This window comes from Sinorhizobium sp. B11, assembly GCA_039725955.1.
Classification (GTDB): Bacteria; Pseudomonadota; Alphaproteobacteria; order Rhizobiales; family Rhizobiaceae; genus Rhizobium.
The window spans coordinates 2088279-2104128 of record CP091034.1 but is presented as its reverse complement, the minus strand read 5'-3'; the positions used below and the strand labels follow the sequence as shown (position 1 = coordinate 2104128).

Sequence of the window (15850 nt, the reverse complement as noted above, 5' to 3'; positions counted from 1 at the left end):
GCTCAGCGTAAGTTTACGGCCGATGTTTACCGTAACGTACTTCCGCGATCACGGAAATTGGCAAAGCATTCCCGTGCAGGTTTCATCTCAAGGAGAAAATTCGATGAACGACGTCGATATTCAGAAGCAGGATGACCCGATCGTTCCCGTCAGCCGCCGTGATCTTCTGCTGGGCGGAACGTCGCTGGCGCTCACGGCTCTTGCCGTTTCAGCTGCGAGCGGGCCGGCGGTCGCCCAGACGCAACAGAACACGGCCAGCCAGACCGGCGGCTCCACGAAGCCGCCGAATATTCTCGTCATCTTCGGTGACGACATCGGCATTCCGCAGATCAGCGCCTATACGATGGGATTGATGGGTTATCGCACGCCGAATATCGACCGTATTGCCCGGGAAGGGGCGATCTTTACCGATTCCTACGGCCAGCAGAGCTGCACGGCCGGGCGCGCCTCCTTCATTCTCGGTCAGGAGCCGTTCCGCACCGGTCTTCTCACCATTGGTATGCCGGGCGACCCACATGGCATTCAGGACTGGATGCCGACCATTGCCGATGTAATGAAGACGAAGGGTTATGCCACCGGCCAGTTCGGCAAGAACCATCTGGGCGACCAGGACCAGCATCTGCCGACCAAGCACGGTTTCGACGAATTCTTCGGCAATCTCTATCACCTCAATGCCGAGGAAGAGCCGGAGGGCTATTTCTATCCCAAGGACCCGGCCTTCCGTCGGCAGTTCGGCCCGCGCGGCGTGATCAAATCGACGGCGGACGGCAAGATCGAGGATACCGGCGCGCTCAATACCAAGCGTATGGAGACGGTGGATGAAGAATTCCTCGCCGCCGCCAAGGATTTCATCGGCCGGCAGGCCAAGGCCGAAAAGCCCTTCTTCTGCTGGTTCAACTCGACCCGCATGCATGTCTTCACCCACCTGAAGGCAGACTCCCTCGGCAAGACCGGCAAGGGCATCCACGCCGACGGCATGGTGGAGCATGACGGCCATGTCGGCCAGCTGCTCGACCAGCTCGACGAACTCGGGATCGCCGAGAACACGATCGTTCTCTATACGACCGATAATGGCGCGGAGATCGCGCTTTGGCCCGATGGCGCCATGACCATGTTCCATGGCGAAAAAGGCACGACATGGGAAGGCGGTTTCCGCATTCCGATGATGGTGCGCTGGCCGGGCGTCGTGAAGCCCGGAACCGAGGTCAACGACATCGTCACGCTGATGGACTGGATGCCAACATTCGCAGCGGCGGCCGGCATGGACGATCTCAAGGAGCAGATGAAGGTCGGCTTCGCCTCGGGCGCCAAGAACTTCAAGGTGCATCTCGATGGCTACAATCTGCTGCCGATGCTGAAAGGCGAAGTCAAATCCGGCCCGCGCGATTCCGTCTATTATTTCGATCAGGGCGGCAATCTCAACGCCATCAGGTGGAACGACTGGAAGCTCAGCTTCGCGGTCAATAGCGAAGGCAACATCGCCACGGCAACGCGCGAGGTGCCCGCCTGGGCCAGCATCGCCAATCTGCGCATGGACCCTTATGAGCGCGGATTGAAGGAGGGTGGCGGCGCCATCGAATTCCTTGCCCGCAACATGTGGCTGATCGTGCCGGTGCAGGGCAAGATCAAGGAATTCTTCTCCGACTTCAACCAATACCCCTATCAGGAGGGCAGTTCGCTGAATGCGAGCGGCATCAACTACAGCCTTCTGCGGCAGGAAGCGGCGCTGAAACGGCTGAATGATCTGGAGCGGCTCACGCCGCAGTAAGTCCGTCAAGAACCCGCCGCGGGAGCATAGCCTGAGCTTCCGCGGCGGAAGAGACCCATCAAAAAAATTGAGATAACCGCCGCTGGAGATGCCTGTGCGTCAGGCGATTTCCGTGCAGGCGAAATGGCTGAATTGCTCCGCCGGATAGGCTGCAGAGAACGCCGTGCTGATGATATCCGTTTCCGCCGCGGGCGCGTCGAGGAAGATCAACCCTGCCATCTCCGCCTCGGCAAAGGGCAGGCGTCCGGCCGCCAGCTCGTCGGCTGCCGCCTGCGATATCACCATGATGCAGTCCCGGTCGCCGTTCTCATCCGGCTCCAGCCTCGGTGTCCCGGGACTGGCCTTCACGTCGAAGCCCGACAGCGTCGGCTGGAAATAGCCCCAGGTCCGGCTCTCGATCATCAGCACGAAGAAATTCGGCAGCGCCAGCAGCCGCGATGCCGGCAACACCTGTTCCAGCCGCTGCTGCACCGTGGTCAGAAGGCCGATCGCCTGATGGCGCGAGCGCGCCATATCGGTCTCTTCAGCCGGCAGTTCGGGAAGGAGGCCCGTATCGATCGCCTGCCGGGTCGCGACCGCAACAGCAAGCGCCAGCGGATGCTCGACGGCAAACTCGATCGTCAGTGAGCAGATGGTGCACATGCGACAGGCCTCCTTGTTTTTTCAAGCCGTGACGATGTTGAACCAGAACTCGAAATTATCGAGAAGCCCGACGAACTCCGAAAGTTTCTTCGGGTCGCCGGTCAGCTTGGCCTTGCCTTCCACAACCTGCTTTTCCATCGTGGACGTACCGAGCATCACGTCGTTCAACGCCTCGCGCGTCGTGACAATCGAAACATCGGCATTCGGCGCGCTCTTGTCCTTGGAATAGTGGATGGCGGCATTCTGCACGCCGACGGCATATTTCTGGTTCGTGTCCGTCAGTTCCATGTTGATCGTGATCTTCTTGCCTGCGGCGCGGTCGCCATTCAGGCGCACGCCGAGGAAGTCGAAGAACATTTCGATCGGCATGGCCTTGATCGTGTCGGGGCTTGCCGTGTTCGGCGTCGGCAGTTCTGTGACGCCCTGGCGAAGCTCGCGAGCGCCCGTCAGGTAGAAATTGCGCCACGGTCCCGATTCTGCCTGATAGCCAAGCTGCTCATAGGTATCGGCAAGCAGTTGCTTGGCGGCGACGTTGTTCGCATCGGCGAAGACGACGTGGTTGACCACTTCGGCAACCCATCGGTAATCGCCTTGGTCGAAGCTTTCGCGCGCCTGCCGCAGCACATTGTCCGCCCCACCCATGAAGTTCACATAGCGCGCGCCGGCATCGGTCGGTGGCAGCTGGTGAAGCGTGGCGGGAACGCCGTCGAAGAAGCCGAGGCGAAGGTTATATTGCGCCACCGCATCGTGATAGACCGTGCCATAATAGCTTCTGCAGGCCCATGTCGTCGCAAGCTCTTGCGGCAGGCGGATCACCTCGCCGATTTCCTTCGGCGTCATGCCGCCATTTGCCATCCGCATGACTTGGTCATGAATGAAACGGAACATGTCGCGCTGTTTCTCGATATGGCCGACAACCTTGTCGTTGCCCCATGTGGGCCAATGGTGCGAGGTGAAAAGCACTTCCATTTCGCCGCCGAACATGTCGAGCGACTGCTGCAGATACTTTGACCACAGCAGACCGTCGCGCACCTTTGCACCGCGCAGCGTATAGAGATTGTGCAGCGTATGGCAGGCGTCTTCCGCCGCGCAGAACGCTTTATATTTCGGGATGTAGAACATGAATTCGGCGGGCGCTTCCGAATTGGGTGCCATCAGGACCTGCAGCTCCACCCCGTCGATAAGGATTTTCTGCCCGGTTTCCGTTGCCCAGTCGGTTGGCAGCGCCAGCCCGATTTCACCCGACGACGTGGATTTTCCGAGACCGCCATCAACTTGGCCGGTGGCACCACGCGGCAGGAGGTTGCCGTACATGTAGCTTGCGCGGCGGCTCATGGCATTGCCGGCAATGATGTTTTCGCCGACGGCCGCCTCGGTGAAATCCTCCGGTGCCAGAATCTTGACCTTGCCGGCATCGATATCGGCCTGGCTCACCAACCCGCGCACGCCGCCATAGTGGTCCACATGGCTATGTGTGTAGATGACGGCGACGATCGGCTTGTCACCAAGCTTCGGAATGACGAGCTGCTTCCAGACCGCACCGGCCGTTTCGGAGCTGACGAGCGGGTCGATCACGATATAACCGGTATCGGTGCGAATGATGCTCATGACGGAAAGGTCATAACCGCGGGCCTGATAGACGCCGTCGACGACTTCAAACAGGCCGTGGATCATATTGAGCTTGGCCATGCGCCACAGGCTCGGATTGACCGTATCGGGCGCATCGTCGGCATCGGATGTGCCAAGAAAGGAATAGGTGCTGAGATCCCAGACGGGCACGCCATCGGCGTTGTTGATGATGGCCGGGTCTGGAAGTGCTGCGAGTAGCCCGCGGTGGGCATCCTCGAAATCTTGCACGTCATCGAACGGCAGGCCGTTGCGATAAAGCGTATTGTATTCGACAGTCGCCTTGGTGGCCGGCTTGGCGGCGTTGCCGCTCGGAGAGACCGGAGGGGCATCCTGGGCATTGGCCTGTCCGGCTTGCCCGATGAAGCTGACGGCAAGACCAGCAGATGCCATGCCGCGAAGAAATTCCGCTCTGCTGATGCCATTCGTGTCCGAAATGCTCATAACGTCCTCCAGGTTCCGATGTGCGGTCATTCGGCGGGGACGGTAGGGAAGAGGGGCGTAAACGAGAAGTAATTTACAGTAAGTACTAATATTATAGTAAAATCATTGAGTTTTCGCCTTGCCTCGCAGGGGATTTGATCTAGTTCGCTTGTGTTTGCCTTCCGGCTCTCCTTGTAGCAACGAGCCAGCCTCCGTTTACATCAGCATTTACGGTAACGTACTTACCGGGCTGCAGGGGAGGTGATGTAGTCAGCCAATCGAGCGTTTGTCTGCTGTTTTCCGAAGCCGCTTCGCCCGTCATTGCTTCGTTTTACGACAAGGTTGCACAGGGCTGGGGAGGTGCAGGATGAGGCGGTCGTTCTGGGCGTATATGCTGGCGCTCACTGCGCTGGGCGCGCAATTCCCGGGCGCAGACCCCGCTCTGGCCGAGACCCCGGCACCGCTTGAGAAACCGGCCCTCATCGACAAGCATGTGATCGATCTCGACGCGATGAAGGAGCGCCGGATCGTGCGTGTGCTCGTGCCCTACAGCAAGACGATCTATTTCGTCGACAAGGGTCGCCAGTACGGCACGGCGGTGCAATTCGGGCTGGAGCTTGAAAAGGTCCTGAACAAGGACCGCAAGAAGCAGATCGACCACATCACCATCGTCTTCGTGCCGATGCCGCGCGACAGGTTGCTCGACGCGTTGAACGAAGGCTATGGCGATATCGTCATGGCCAATCTGACGATTACCGACGAGCGGCTGACGCAGGTGGATTTTGCCGATCCGCTCTATGAAAATGCCGAGGAAGTGCTGGTGAGCGCCCCGAACAGCCCGGCGATTGCCAGCCTTGACGATCTCTCCGGCCAGCATATCGCGGTGCGCGCCTCGAGCAGCTATTACGAACATCTTCTGGCGCGCAACAAGGCGCTGGCCGCGGCGGGCAAGCCCGAGATCATCATCGATCTGATGGATGAGAGCCTCGAAGACGAGGACCTGATGGAGATGGTCAATGCCGACCTTTTGCCCTTCACGACGGTCGATGCCTACAAGGCCGATATCTGGACGCACGTCTTTGGCGACATGAAGGTGCGCCACGACATCGTCCTGTCATCGCAGGGCAGGATAGCCTGGGCGATCCGCAAGAACAGCCCGAAGCTGAAGGCGGACCTCAACGCCTTCGTCGCCACCCACAAAGTTGGCACGACCTTCGGCAACATCCTGCGCAACACCTTCTACAAGCAGGACAAGATCGTCAAACGCGCCTACTCGCCCTCCGATGTCGCACGTTTCCAGACGCTCACCGAAATCTTCCGCAAATATGGCGGCAGCTATTCGTTCGACTATCTGATGCTGATGGCGCAAGGCTATCAGGAATCGCAGCTCGACCAGTCGCGTCGCTCGCCGCGCGGCGCCGTCGGCATCATGCAGATGCTGCCTTCGACGGCGAAGGACAAGGTGATCGGCATCAGCGGCATCGACAAGGACCCTGATCGCAATGTCGAGGCAGGCGCCAAATATCTGCGCCACCTGATCGATACCTATATCGATGATGAGGGGCTCACGCCCAAGGACCGGCAACTTTTCGCCTTTGCGGCCTATAATGCCGGGCCTGGCAATCTGCACAAGTTCCGGGAGAAGGCCAAGGCCATGGGCCTCGATCCCAATGTCTGGTTCGGCAATGTGGAGAATGCCGCTTCCGAGATCGTCGGCCGAGAGACGGTTCAATATGTCAGCAATATCTACAAATATTACGTGGCATATTCGCTGCTTGTCGCCCGCATGGAAGAACGTACGGCGGGCAGCGGCCAGCCGGCGCAGAAATAGCAACGTCAGCAGGTTGGCATCACCCATGTGCCAGCGACGGCGTTGCTGAGGTCGCGCTCACGGAGCCCGGCACGAGATGCAGGCGTGGCGACAGTGATGTCGGCAGCAATATCATCGCCGACAGATGCTGAGCGACCTTTCGCTAGTTCGGTTCGGCCGGCAGCATGCTAATGCTTGAGAAGCTTTGGCGCGTCCATTCATAGACAGCGATGTTGGTGCGGAAATTGCCGACCCGTGGTGAGGCGAGGTCCAAAATGCTGACGACGATCGCCGTCCAGACCACTGTCAACAGAACGGCGAGTATGCGGACGGGCCGGCCTCTGAGGCCGAACTGATAGCCAAGCGCAGCCATGCTGAGCAGCATGACGCCAGCAAGAAGCCAGAAGATCTGTGGGGGCAGGCGCATGCCCAGAGCGAAACGCTCCGTGGTTCCGGCATCGAAGGCTTCATTGACCGCCGCCATCAGCGAAGCTGAAACCGGGTCCGGACGCTCGCGCACGATAGCGCTAACGCCCGTCCAGATCGATTGCTGTAAGCGAGATGTATCCTGGTTTGCCTTGTCAATGACATCGCTATTGCGGCTTGCCCCGGCGAATGCTTCCCGCGCAGTCAGATAGTCCTCCAGCTGCCGGGCGACCTCGACAGCCTGCGGCGTGCCGATCGCCGCCGCCCTCAGCCATGCCGTACCGATCGCGTTTGCTTCAGCCAGAGTTCCCAGCCGCCGCTCGTTGAACCGGCCGGTCGAATAGGAGAGTGTCAGCGCCAGAACGAAGGCCAGAAGGCCGAGCATTCCGGTCACCACGACGCCGACATTTTCCATCTGACCGGCAGCATGCGCCTTGCGCCAGACGCCGAGGCGGTAACCGGCCTCGTGGGCCAGAAACTGCACGGCGAGCAAGAGGACGGCGACTGCCAGCGGACTCCATTCTGCAAGGGCGAGCAGGACATTCATGATCGCCGCCCCGGTTCGCTTCAGGGCTTCTTCGTGAAGACGCCGAGATTGTAGAGCTGGACGCGCCTGTTGTTGGCGCCTTCCGATTTCGAGCCGTCGATCGGGAAATATTCGCCGACGCCGACCGCATAGAGACGGCCGGGATCGACGGCGAATGTGGTCGACAGGATCTCCTTGATCGCATCGGCACGCTGCTGGCTGAGATCGAGATTGTGCTGGTCGGTTCCGGTCGAGCTCGTATGGCCAACGACGAGGAACTTGTAAGCCCAGAGGTTCGGGTGGTGCAGCGCATCGGCGATCATGCCGAGCGTGCGGTAGGATTCCGGTTCGATGGCAACGGAGTCGTTGGCGAAGGCGATCTCGACCACCATCTGCGGCAGGCGCGCGACCTTGCTCCAGTTCGGCAGGCCGGACATCTGCTTGCCGGAGCCGTTCATGGCCTCCTGCCGCAGAATCTCGACATCGACGATCGGGGCAGCACCCTGCAACTTGCCGAGGCCGGTGATGATGCGCTGCTCGGAAACCTGCTGAGCCAGTGCAAGGGCGGGTAGAAGGAAGGCCGCGGCAAAGCCGGCGAGGGCGGTTTTTCTCATGGTCATGATCTTACCTCCAGCCCGCATCGGTGATCGTCTGGCTGCATTGCTTGCTGATCGTTTTCGTCTTGCCGGCAAGGCAGGCGAGAATGTAGCCGTCGCCTTTGACGCCGTTGCAGCGCCGCGCCATATCGGTTGCGCAGACCTGCTTGTAGCTCGTCTGCGCCTGCTCGCGCTGCTGGATCGACGCTGCAACGCTTGCCAGCGTCGATGTGCAGGTCGGCGAGACCTTGGCGGAATTCTGCGCCAGGCAATCGGCAATGCGGTTATTGCCGAGGTTCAGCCCCTTGCAGAGTTTCTTGATATCGCTGCCGCAATCCTTCGCCAGTACAGTGATCGCATCGGCATAGCTGACCGTGTCGGCCTTGGCGGCACACGTCCCGGCGATGACGGCAATCGCCACCGCACCTGCCAGTCTCCATACTCCAGGCATGTATGAGCCCTCCTGTTACGGCCGCCGAAATGGCGTCCCCTCAGGGCCATTGAATGCAGATCGGGAGAGCTCGGATAAGTACGTTACCGTAAACTCGCTGTAAATCGGCAGGCAGTCAGGTGGTCGCCCGCCGATAGAGCGCCAGCGAGCCGGCAAGCGTCAGCAGGGCACCGCCGCAGATCCGGTCAAGCCAGAGCGCGCCCGATTTCCTGAGCAGCCGGACGGCCTGCGAGCCAAGCAACGCGTAACCGAACATGACCATGAAATCGATGGCAGCGAAGACGAGGGCGAGCACGGCATATTGCTCGATCTGCGGACCCGCGGGGTCGATAAACTGCGGCAGAAAGGCCGAGAAGAAGAGATAGCCCTTGGGATTGGTGACGGCGACAAGGAAGCTCTTGAGGAAGATCGTCACCGGCGAAGCGGACGTGTTGCCGCTTTCAGAGCGCATCGAGACGTCAAGCGTTCCCTTCGAGCGCAACAGCATGACGCCGAGGAAGGCGAGGTAGCCGACACCGATCCATTTGACGACAGTGAACCAGAATTCCGAGGCAGCCAGCAGTGCACCGAGGCCGAGGGCAACGGCACCGATCAGCACGAAGTCGGACAGGACTGCGCCAACCATGCCCGATATCGCCCGGCGGACCCCGAATTTCGAGCCGTTCGTCAGGGCGAGAAGCACGGTCGGGCCGGGCGTGGCGATGCCGATGAATGCCACAAGCGCAAATGCAAGAACCGTCATTTCAGTCATGTCGTCCTCCTCCGTGTCAGGAATCGAGTTATGGCATTCACCTGACATTTGCGGAAGGGTCTACAAGGAAAGCCAATATCCTGCACCGGATCGAAGCACAAAGCTCTGTATCCCGAGCATTTACGGCACCGTTTACTGTAACGTACTTCCGGATATACGCCCGGTATGTTTCGCTTTTCATGGGTCGCCAGCAGGTCCCCAGTACTTTGCGTCCTGTTCCTTGCCAGCGATGCCCGACGTCAATCGAAATCCTGCCACATCCTACATTTCGTTCCGGGGGGAAACGCACATGACAATCCAGTTTGGAATCAAGAGCCTGTTGCGGACACCTATGTCGTTCGCATTTCTGACAATCGCTTCGATCGCCATTCCGGCTGCACAGGAGGCCTCAGCCGCTTCTCTGACGGAAGAGGAAGCGCGGCAGATCGGCATCGAAGCCTATGTCTACTTCTATCCGCTGATAACAATGGATATTACGCGCAAACAGCTGACCAACATGGAAGCGAAGGAAGGGGCGATCGGCGGGCCGCCCAATCAGTTCAACAATATCCGCGCATTTCCGGCGGCGGATATGAAAGCCGTAGTGCGGCCGAATTTCGATACGCTCTATTCGAGCGGCTGGCTCGATCTGACGAAGGAGCCGGTGGTGGTGACCGCGCCGGATACGGCGGGCCGCTACTATCTGCTGCCGATGCTGGACATGTGGACGGATGTGTTTGCCGCGCCGGGCTGGCGCACGACCGGGACATCCGCCGGAAATTTCCTGGTCGCACCGCCCGGCTGGAGGCCAGAACTTCGCGGCACGTTCGGCGAATTCAAGCTGCCGGAGGGGACCGAACGGATCGATGCTCCGACACCCTATGTCTGGATCATCGGCCGCACCAAGACCGATGGCCCCAATGATTACGATGCCGTCCACAAGATCCAGGACGGTTACAAGATCACCTCGCTGTCGCAGTGGGGTACGGACACAAAGCCGACCGCCGTCAAGATAGACCCATCCATCGACATGAAGACGCCACCGAAGACGCAGGTCGATACGGCGTCGGCGGAAGACTATTTCGCCTATGCCGCCGAACTCCTGAAACTTCATCCGCCGCACAGCACCGATCAGCCGATCATTGCCCGCATGAAGCGGATCGGCATCGAGCCCGGGAAGAGCTTCGATCTTTCCAAGGCCGATCCTGTCGTCCAAAACGCCTTGAAGACGGCGCCACAGGATGGGCAGGCACTGATGGGCTGGAAGCTGAAGACATTGGCCCGCGTGGTCAACGGCTGGTCGATGAATACCGACACGATGGGCGTCTACGGCAATTACTACCTGAAACGGGCGATCGTGGCGCAGCAGGGGCTTGGTGCCAATCTGCCCGAGGACGCCATCTATCCGCTCAACCTTGCGGATGAAAGCGGCAACCCGCTCGATGGACGAAGCAACTATACGATCCATTTCGAGAAGGAGGAGATCCCGCCGGTCAATGCTTTCTGGTCTGTCACCCTCTATGACAATGACGGTTTCCAGGTCGCCAATCCGCTCAACCGGTTCGCCGTCAGCAGCTGGATGCCGTTCCAGTACAACGCCGACGGCTCGCTCGACCTCTATTTCCAGACGGAAAGCCCGGGCAAGGATAAGGAATGGAACTGGCTGCCGGCGCCGAACGGCCCGTACAATCTGACGATGCGGCTCTATGCGCCGAAGGGGACCGCTCTGATCGGCAAGTGGAACCCGCCGCCGGTGACACGTGCGGCTCCAGCGGCTCCGCTCGCCGCTCAGTGACAAGGCTAAAGGCATCGGAAACCTTGGGGCGCGCGTCATGATCCACGCGCGTCCCGCCAAGCCATTCTTTTCCATCGACAGTTCGGCCCACATCGAAGCATTTCGCGCCCGCACCCGTTAAATAGGCGGTCGGTTTTGCACGGCTGACGAATGGGATTGCGATGGATAAGACCGCGACGATGACAACGGAACTGGCGCTGCTGCTGGCGCTTTCGACGCTCTGGGGAGCCTCCTATACCTTCATCAAGATCGGCGTCGAGACCATCCCGCCGCTGACACTGGTGGCAGCACGAACGCTCATTGCCGGCGCGCTGCTTCTCGCCATCATCGGCTGGCGTGGCCTCAAGCTGCCCCGCGATCGAAAGACCTGGACCTATTTTCTTTTTCAGGCCTGCCTCAACAGCGTCCTGCCCTTCACGCTGATCGCCTGGGCCGAGCGGACGACGGATGCCGGCCTGGCGGCGATCCTGAATTCCACGACACCTATCTTCGCCTTCCTGATCACGACACTGGTTACCCGGCACGAGGCCCTCACGGGTCGCAAACTATTCGGCGTGTCGGCGGGATTGGCCGGCACCGCGCTGGTCATTGGCCTTGGCGCGCTCGGCACTTTGGGGCAGGGGCTATGGGCGCAGCTCGCAATCGTTGCCGCCACGATCTGCTATGCGGGCGCTGCCGTCTTCGGGCGGAATTTCAGAGAGCTTGATCCGATGATGCCGGCCGCCGGTTCGTTGCTCGCAGGGGCGGTGATCCTCATCCCCATCAGCATCGTCATCGATGCTCCGTGGAAATTGAGCCCCAGCCTCGATTCGATCTTCGCGCTCCTTGCCCTCGCAGTCTTCTCCACGGCGCTCGCCTTTGTGATCTATTTCCGCCTCGTGCAGACGCTCGGTTCGGTCGGCGCGACGGCCCAGGCCTATCTCAGGGTGCCGATCGGCGTTGCAATCGGCGTCGTCTTCCTCGGCGAAACGCTGTCTTCGACGGCAGGCCTTGGGCTTGCCTGCATCATGGCCGGCGTCATTGCCATGACGCTGCCTGCCAGAGCGCGGGTCCGTCAGGCAATCCGATCCATGCCGCCATCGACATGAACGCCCGGCCTCGGTTCAGCCTCGCGGTCGGAGGCACCGGGGCCGCGACCGCTATTCGACAGATATCGAAAATCGCCTGTTGTCATCGCGCCGTCATTAATGATGAGGATACGGGGCGGACAATAGGGGATATTGGCGTGGACGCGAATGAAATGACCAGGGAGAAGACAGCGGCTCCACCGGCGGGTACGCCTGCGGAGGTGTTCGGCGCCTTTCTGAAACTTGGCCTCACATCGTTCGGCGGACCGATCGCGCATCTCGGCTATTTCCGCGACGAGCTCGTGACGCGGCGGAAATGGATCGACGAGAAGGGCTATGCCGATCTCGTTGCGCTCTGTCAGTTCCTTCCCGGTCCCGCATCGAGCCAGGTCGGTTTTGCCATGGGCCTCTTGCGCGGTGGGCCGCTGGGTGCGCTTGCGGCGTGGAGTGCATTCACGCTTCCGTCCGCGCTGATCCTCTTCATCTTCGCAACCGCCGCCACCGCGCTCGACAATCCTCTTGGACAGGGACTGCTGCACGGATTGAAGCTCGTTGCCGTCGCCGTCGTGGCACAGGCCGTCTGGGGCATGGCGCGATCGCTGACACCCGACAAGCCGCGCGCCGCCATTGCGCTGGCCGCGATCTTCATCGTGACAGCCGCGGGCGCGCTCGGCCAGCTCGCCGCCATCGCGCTGGGGGCAATTGCCGGGCTCATCCTTTGTCGCCAGGCCGCCGTCGAGCACAAGGCAGGTTTTTCGTTCGGAATATCGCGATCAACCGGCATTGTCTGCCTGCTGGCCTTCCTGCTCCTGCTGTTCGGATTGCCGCTTGTCGTCGCTGCCTTCGATTCCCAGGGGCTGCGCCTCTTCGATGCCTTCTATCGCTCGGGCGCGCTGGTGTTCGGCGGCGGCCATGTCGTCCTGCCGCTGCTTGAGGCGGAGGTCGTGAGACCGGGCTGGGTTTCCGAAAACGCGTTTCTCGCCGGTTACGGTGTTGCGCAGGCCGTGCCTGGTCCGCTCTTTACCTTCTCTGCCTATCTCGGGGCGGTTGTGGCGCCGGCTCCCAACGGTGTCGCAGGCGCAGCGATCGCCCTGGTGGCGATCTTCCTGCCCGGTTTTCTGCTGCTGCTCGGCACCCTTCCTTTCTGGGACAGGCTCAGCGCCTATCCACTGGCGCAGGCGGCCATGCGTGGCGCAAATGCCGCCGTGGTCGGCCTGCTGGGTGCAGCGCTCTACAATCCGGTATGGACGAGCGCGGTCCTGACATCGGCGGATTTTGCTCTTGCCTTGACCGGCTTTCTTCTGCTGGTCATCTGGAAGGCGCCGCCATGGATCGTGGTGGTGCTCATGGCGGCAAGTGCGATCCTGCTGCAGCTTTCCGCCTGACTCGTACGAGGCCATCAATCCCTTGGCAATAAAGCGGCTTCTATCGCCGCCCATGCCATCAGGCCAAGCCTTGCATCCGCAATGTCGCTGCCGCCATGAGCATGAAGGCTGGAGCGAGGCGTCGTCTCGCCCGGGAGCAGGACGCGATGGCCCGCCGCGGTATCAACGACCAGTGACACCGGCCTGCCGCTTCGTTCGCGACGGCTGGCAAGCTCGCGTGCGAACCTCTCCGATGGCCAGAGCGCATCATCGCCACCGGCCACGAGGATGATCTCTGCGGCGGTTTTCTCGATGGGGATCTCGGCCAGCCCCAGGGTCTCTTGGTTCGTCTTCAGGCATTTTTCGAAAAAGGAACGAAAGGATATCAGCCCATCGCGATAGTCCCGCTCCCAGGCAGTGTCAGCGGAAACGAAATCCAGCGACTCTCCCTTCCAGGACCAGGACGAGCGTTCGGGCCATTCCACGCCGTCTTTGCCGGGGCCGATATTACCCCAGACGAAGGCGGTTGGGCTGATCGCGACAACGGCGTTGATGCGCGGGTCCCGGATCGCGACGAGCAACGCGGCTTCTGCGCCTTTCGATGTCCCGACGAAGACGATGCGCCGGCATCCCCGCGAGATCAGATAGTCGATTGCCTCACAGAAGGTCTCCAACGGGATTTCGCAGATTCCAGGCGACTGTCCCATTGCGCCGAACCATTGCAACGCCAATGCCTTTGCGCCGGCCTCGGCAAAGAGCCTGGCGCGGTCGGTATCGACCCTGCCGCTGGAACCGCCGAGCACGACGACGCCGGTTTCGCCCGCATCTGGCCTGAAAACGAATGCACCGTTTATCCGGCCTTGGAGACGCTCGATTCTGCAGCCCTCCGTCGCGCTTGTTACCATACTGACATCTTCTTGAATTATCGGATGGTTCTCGACTGTCACTAGAGGCGGAGCCTACCATGGTCGAGCATGCGCGTGCAGGGTCTTCCTTCGAGGATGCCGATGTCGTCAGCAACTATCGCTATCGTCCGCCTTATCCCGAGGCGGTCTACGAGAAGCTGCTGGCCATCGCGCCGAAACGTGGCTGTCTGCTGGACATAGGCTGCGGCCCCGGCAAGGTTTCACGACCTCTCTCGCGGCATTTCGACAAGGTCATAGCTGTCGATCCGTCCCGCCACATGATCGAACTCGGTCAGAGCCTGGAAGACGGCCGGGCGCGCAATCTTCACTGGATCGTGGGTTTCGCCGAGGATATCGACATCCCCGATCGTCCCGATCTCATCGTTGCCGCCGCCAGCATTCACTGGATGGATCACCGGCGCCTTTTCTCGCGGCTGAAAACCTATGCGGCTGCCAATCACAAGGTGGCGGTGATTTCAGGAGATGCGCCCTTCCAACCTGCCTGGGAGGCCGACTGGCACTCGTTTCTTGCAAGGTGGGTTCCGGCCATGACGGGCAGAGCCTTCGATCCCGTCGGCAAGGAAGAGAGCTGGTCGGCTTACAAGGCGTTCCTCGACATCGATGGTTCCGAGCACTTTCTATCCGCCCCGTTTGAGCAAAGCGTCGAAGACTTTATCCGCTGCCAGCATTCGCGCGATACATTCGCGCCATCGCGCCTCGGCGACAGGATGACGGCTTTCGATGCCGAGATCAGGGAAATTCTCGCCCCCTATGCCTCTGCCGGAAAACTCAGTTTCACGGTCAAGACCAAACTGGTCTGGGGTTCGATCAGGTCATGACCATCGCCAGAGACTGAATTCAAAGCCGCAAGCTATCGTCCAGCCAGACCCGGAAACCGCCGCGGAAAGCATTGTCATTATTGCCGCGCCGGCACTTCGGGGGCAAATCCTTGAGCCGTCCGACATTGCCGCCGCCGATGACGATGTAGTCGGGCAACAGGGCAGCACTCAGGCGATCGGCAACGTCGAAGACCGATTTTCGCCATTTGCTCTTGCCGCGACCTTCCAGGCCGCGTTCGCCGACGTAGTCTTCGAAGGTCTTCTTCCTGTAGGGCATATGCGCCAGTTCCAAAGGCAGGCAGACATTGTCCGCGACCAGGGCCGAGCCGAGGCCGGTGCCGAGACCGAGGAAAAGCATACGGCCGGCCTCGTAGCTGCCGATCGCCTGCATCAGCGCATCATTGACCATGCGAACGGGCTTGCCGAGGGCTTGCTCGAAATCATAACCCTTCCATCCCGGACCAAGGTTGAACGGGTCCGCCGCGGCACGGTGGGCGGAGACGGGGCCGGGATAACCCATGGCGACGACGTCATAGTGCCAGTCGGCGGTGAGATCCTTGAGGGCGGCGACCATCTTTGCCGCCGTCATTTCGCGCCCCGAGACGACCGACCGCCGCTCGCTGCCGCTGCTGAGTTCCGCCTTCACATGCGAGCCGCCGATATCGACGGCAAGCACGATACGGCTCACCGATGCGGCCGCTTCCTTGCCATGCTCGCCTGCCTGAGTCGCATCTGGTGCTTCCGTCATGTCCGTCATGCTGGCGCTCCTCTCCGGGTTTGGCCTCAATCCTTCCCGCGCCATTCTATCGGGCGCAAGATAGGTGCCGGCTGTCAAGCCCGGTATATTGCGGATCGCCCAATTTCATCTCAGGATAGCGCATT

The 15850-nt window shown here is 60.7% G+C and carries 14 protein-coding genes; 6 read left to right on the top strand and 8 right to left on the bottom strand.

The features are described 5' to 3' along the window. Positions 1-103 precede the first annotated feature (103 nt). Complete coding sequence (locus tag LVY75_20210; protein ID XAZ25463.1) at positions 104-1768, top strand: arylsulfatase; 1665 nt, start codon at positions 104-106, stop codon at positions 1766-1768. Positions 1769-1867: 99 nt separating this feature from the next. Here LVY75_20210 and LVY75_20205 read toward each other — a convergent pair whose 3' ends face one another. Next, positions 1868-2410 carry a hypothetical protein gene (locus tag LVY75_20205; protein XAZ25462.1) on the bottom strand — a complete coding sequence of 181 codons (543 nt, stop codon included), beginning with the start codon at positions 2408-2410 and terminating at the stop codon, positions 1868-1870. Between the two features lie 21 nt (positions 2411-2431). Continuing rightward, positions 2432-4480, bottom strand: coding sequence for an MBL fold metallo-hydrolase (locus LVY75_20200; protein XAZ25461.1), 2049 nt, complete (start codon positions 4478-4480; stop codon positions 2432-2434). Between the two features lie 346 nt (positions 4481-4826). On the opposite strand from LVY75_20200, the gene LVY75_20195 reads away from it, so the two are divergent. After that, on the top strand, positions 4827-6290 hold the full coding sequence (locus LVY75_20195; GenBank protein XAZ25460.1) for a transporter substrate-binding domain-containing protein: 1464 nt from the start codon (positions 4827-4829) through the stop codon (positions 6288-6290). 142 nt (positions 6291-6432) lie between these two features. Here LVY75_20195 and LVY75_20190 read toward each other — a convergent pair whose 3' ends face one another. From LVY75_20190 to LVY75_20175, 4 genes are all read right to left on the bottom strand, one after another. Further along, a complete protein-coding gene (locus LVY75_20190) occupies positions 6433-7242 on the bottom strand; it encodes a hypothetical protein (protein XAZ25459.1) in 810 nt (269 codons plus the stop codon). 20 nt (positions 7243-7262) lie between these two features. Next, positions 7263-7835: an OmpA family protein gene (locus tag LVY75_20185; GenBank protein ID XAZ25771.1), complete on the bottom strand. Its 573-nt coding sequence runs from the start codon at positions 7833-7835 to the stop codon at positions 7263-7265. 10 nt (positions 7836-7845) lie between these two features. Further along, entirely contained in the window at positions 7846-8268 is a 423-nt protein-coding gene (locus tag LVY75_20180; protein XAZ25458.1) for a hypothetical protein, read from the bottom strand. Positions 8269-8383: 115 nt separating this feature from the next. Beyond that, on the bottom strand, positions 8384-9019 hold the full coding sequence (locus tag LVY75_20175; GenBank protein XAZ25457.1) for a LysE family translocator: 636 nt from the start codon (positions 9017-9019) through the stop codon (positions 8384-8386). Between the two features lie 289 nt (positions 9020-9308). Between LVY75_20175 and LVY75_20170 the strand changes: the two genes are divergently transcribed. From LVY75_20170 to chrA, 3 genes are all read left to right on the top strand, one after another. Beyond that, the gene (locus LVY75_20170) at positions 9309-10793 is read left to right on the top strand and encodes a DUF1254 domain-containing protein (protein XAZ25456.1); all 1485 of its coding nucleotides are present in this window, start codon (positions 9309-9311) and stop codon (positions 10791-10793) included. A 161-nt stretch (positions 10794-10954) separates the two neighbouring features. Beyond that, positions 10955-11881 (top strand): EamA family transporter, encoded by a 927-nt coding sequence (locus LVY75_20165; protein ID XAZ25455.1) that lies wholly within the window; start codon positions 10955-10957, stop codon positions 11879-11881. A 152-nt stretch (positions 11882-12033) separates the two neighbouring features. Next, positions 12034-13245: a chromate efflux transporter gene (gene chrA, locus LVY75_20160; protein XAZ25770.1), complete on the top strand. Its 1212-nt coding sequence runs from the start codon at positions 12034-12036 to the stop codon at positions 13243-13245. Between the two features lie 14 nt (positions 13246-13259). On the opposite strand, the gene LVY75_20155 is transcribed toward chrA, so the two are convergent. Beyond that, on the bottom strand, positions 13260-14129 hold the full coding sequence (locus LVY75_20155) for an acyl-CoA thioesterase (GenBank protein XAZ25454.1): 870 nt from the start codon (positions 14127-14129) through the stop codon (positions 13260-13262). Positions 14130-14188: 59 nt separating this feature from the next. On the opposite strand from LVY75_20155, the gene LVY75_20150 reads away from it, so the two are divergent. Further along, complete coding sequence (locus LVY75_20150) at positions 14189-14968, top strand: class I SAM-dependent methyltransferase (protein XAZ25453.1); 780 nt, start codon at positions 14189-14191, stop codon at positions 14966-14968. A 19-nt stretch (positions 14969-14987) separates the two neighbouring features. Here LVY75_20150 and LVY75_20145 read toward each other — a convergent pair whose 3' ends face one another. Beyond that, positions 14988-15725 carry an ROK family protein gene (locus tag LVY75_20145; GenBank protein ID XAZ25452.1) on the bottom strand — a complete coding sequence of 246 codons (738 nt, stop codon included), beginning with the start codon at positions 15723-15725 and terminating at the stop codon, positions 14988-14990. Positions 15726-15850 lie beyond the last annotated feature (125 nt).

Bases quoted from the DNA above. Each gene is read 5' to 3' on its own strand.
- LVY75_20210 (XAZ25463.1), top strand. From the start codon at position 104: ATGAACGACGTCGATATTCAGAAGCAGGATGACCCGATCGTTCCCGTC.
- LVY75_20205 (XAZ25462.1), bottom strand. From the start codon at position 2,410: ATGTGCACCATCTGCTCACTGACGATCGAGTTTGCCGTCGAGCATCCG.
- LVY75_20200 (XAZ25461.1), bottom strand. From the start codon at position 4,480: ATGAGCATTTCGGACACGAATGGCATCAGCAGAGCGGAATTTCTTCGC.
- LVY75_20195 (XAZ25460.1), top strand. From the start codon at position 4,827: ATGAGGCGGTCGTTCTGGGCGTATATGCTGGCGCTCACTGCGCTGGGC.
- LVY75_20190 (XAZ25459.1), bottom strand. From the start codon at position 7,242: ATGAATGTCCTGCTCGCCCTTGCAGAATGGAGTCCGCTGGCAGTCGCC.
- LVY75_20185 (XAZ25771.1), bottom strand. From the start codon at position 7,835: ATGAGAAAAACCGCCCTCGCCGGCTTTGCCGCGGCCTTCCTTCTACCC.
- LVY75_20180 (XAZ25458.1), bottom strand. From the start codon at position 8,268: ATGCCTGGAGTATGGAGACTGGCAGGTGCGGTGGCGATTGCCGTCATC.
- LVY75_20175 (XAZ25457.1), bottom strand. From the start codon at position 9,019: ATGACTGAAATGACGGTTCTTGCATTTGCGCTTGTGGCATTCATCGGC.
- LVY75_20170 (XAZ25456.1), top strand. From the start codon at position 9,309: ATGACAATCCAGTTTGGAATCAAGAGCCTGTTGCGGACACCTATGTCG.
- LVY75_20165 (XAZ25455.1), top strand. From the start codon at position 10,955: ATGGATAAGACCGCGACGATGACAACGGAACTGGCGCTGCTGCTGGCG.
- chrA (XAZ25770.1), top strand. From the start codon at position 12,034: ATGACCAGGGAGAAGACAGCGGCTCCACCGGCGGGTACGCCTGCGGAG.
- LVY75_20155 (XAZ25454.1), bottom strand. From the start codon at position 14,129: ATGGTAACAAGCGCGACGGAGGGCTGCAGAATCGAGCGTCTCCAAGGC.
- LVY75_20150 (XAZ25453.1), top strand. From the start codon at position 14,189: ATGGTCGAGCATGCGCGTGCAGGGTCTTCCTTCGAGGATGCCGATGTC.
- LVY75_20145 (XAZ25452.1), bottom strand. From the start codon at position 15,725: ATGACGGACATGACGGAAGCACCAGATGCGACTCAGGCAGGCGAGCAT.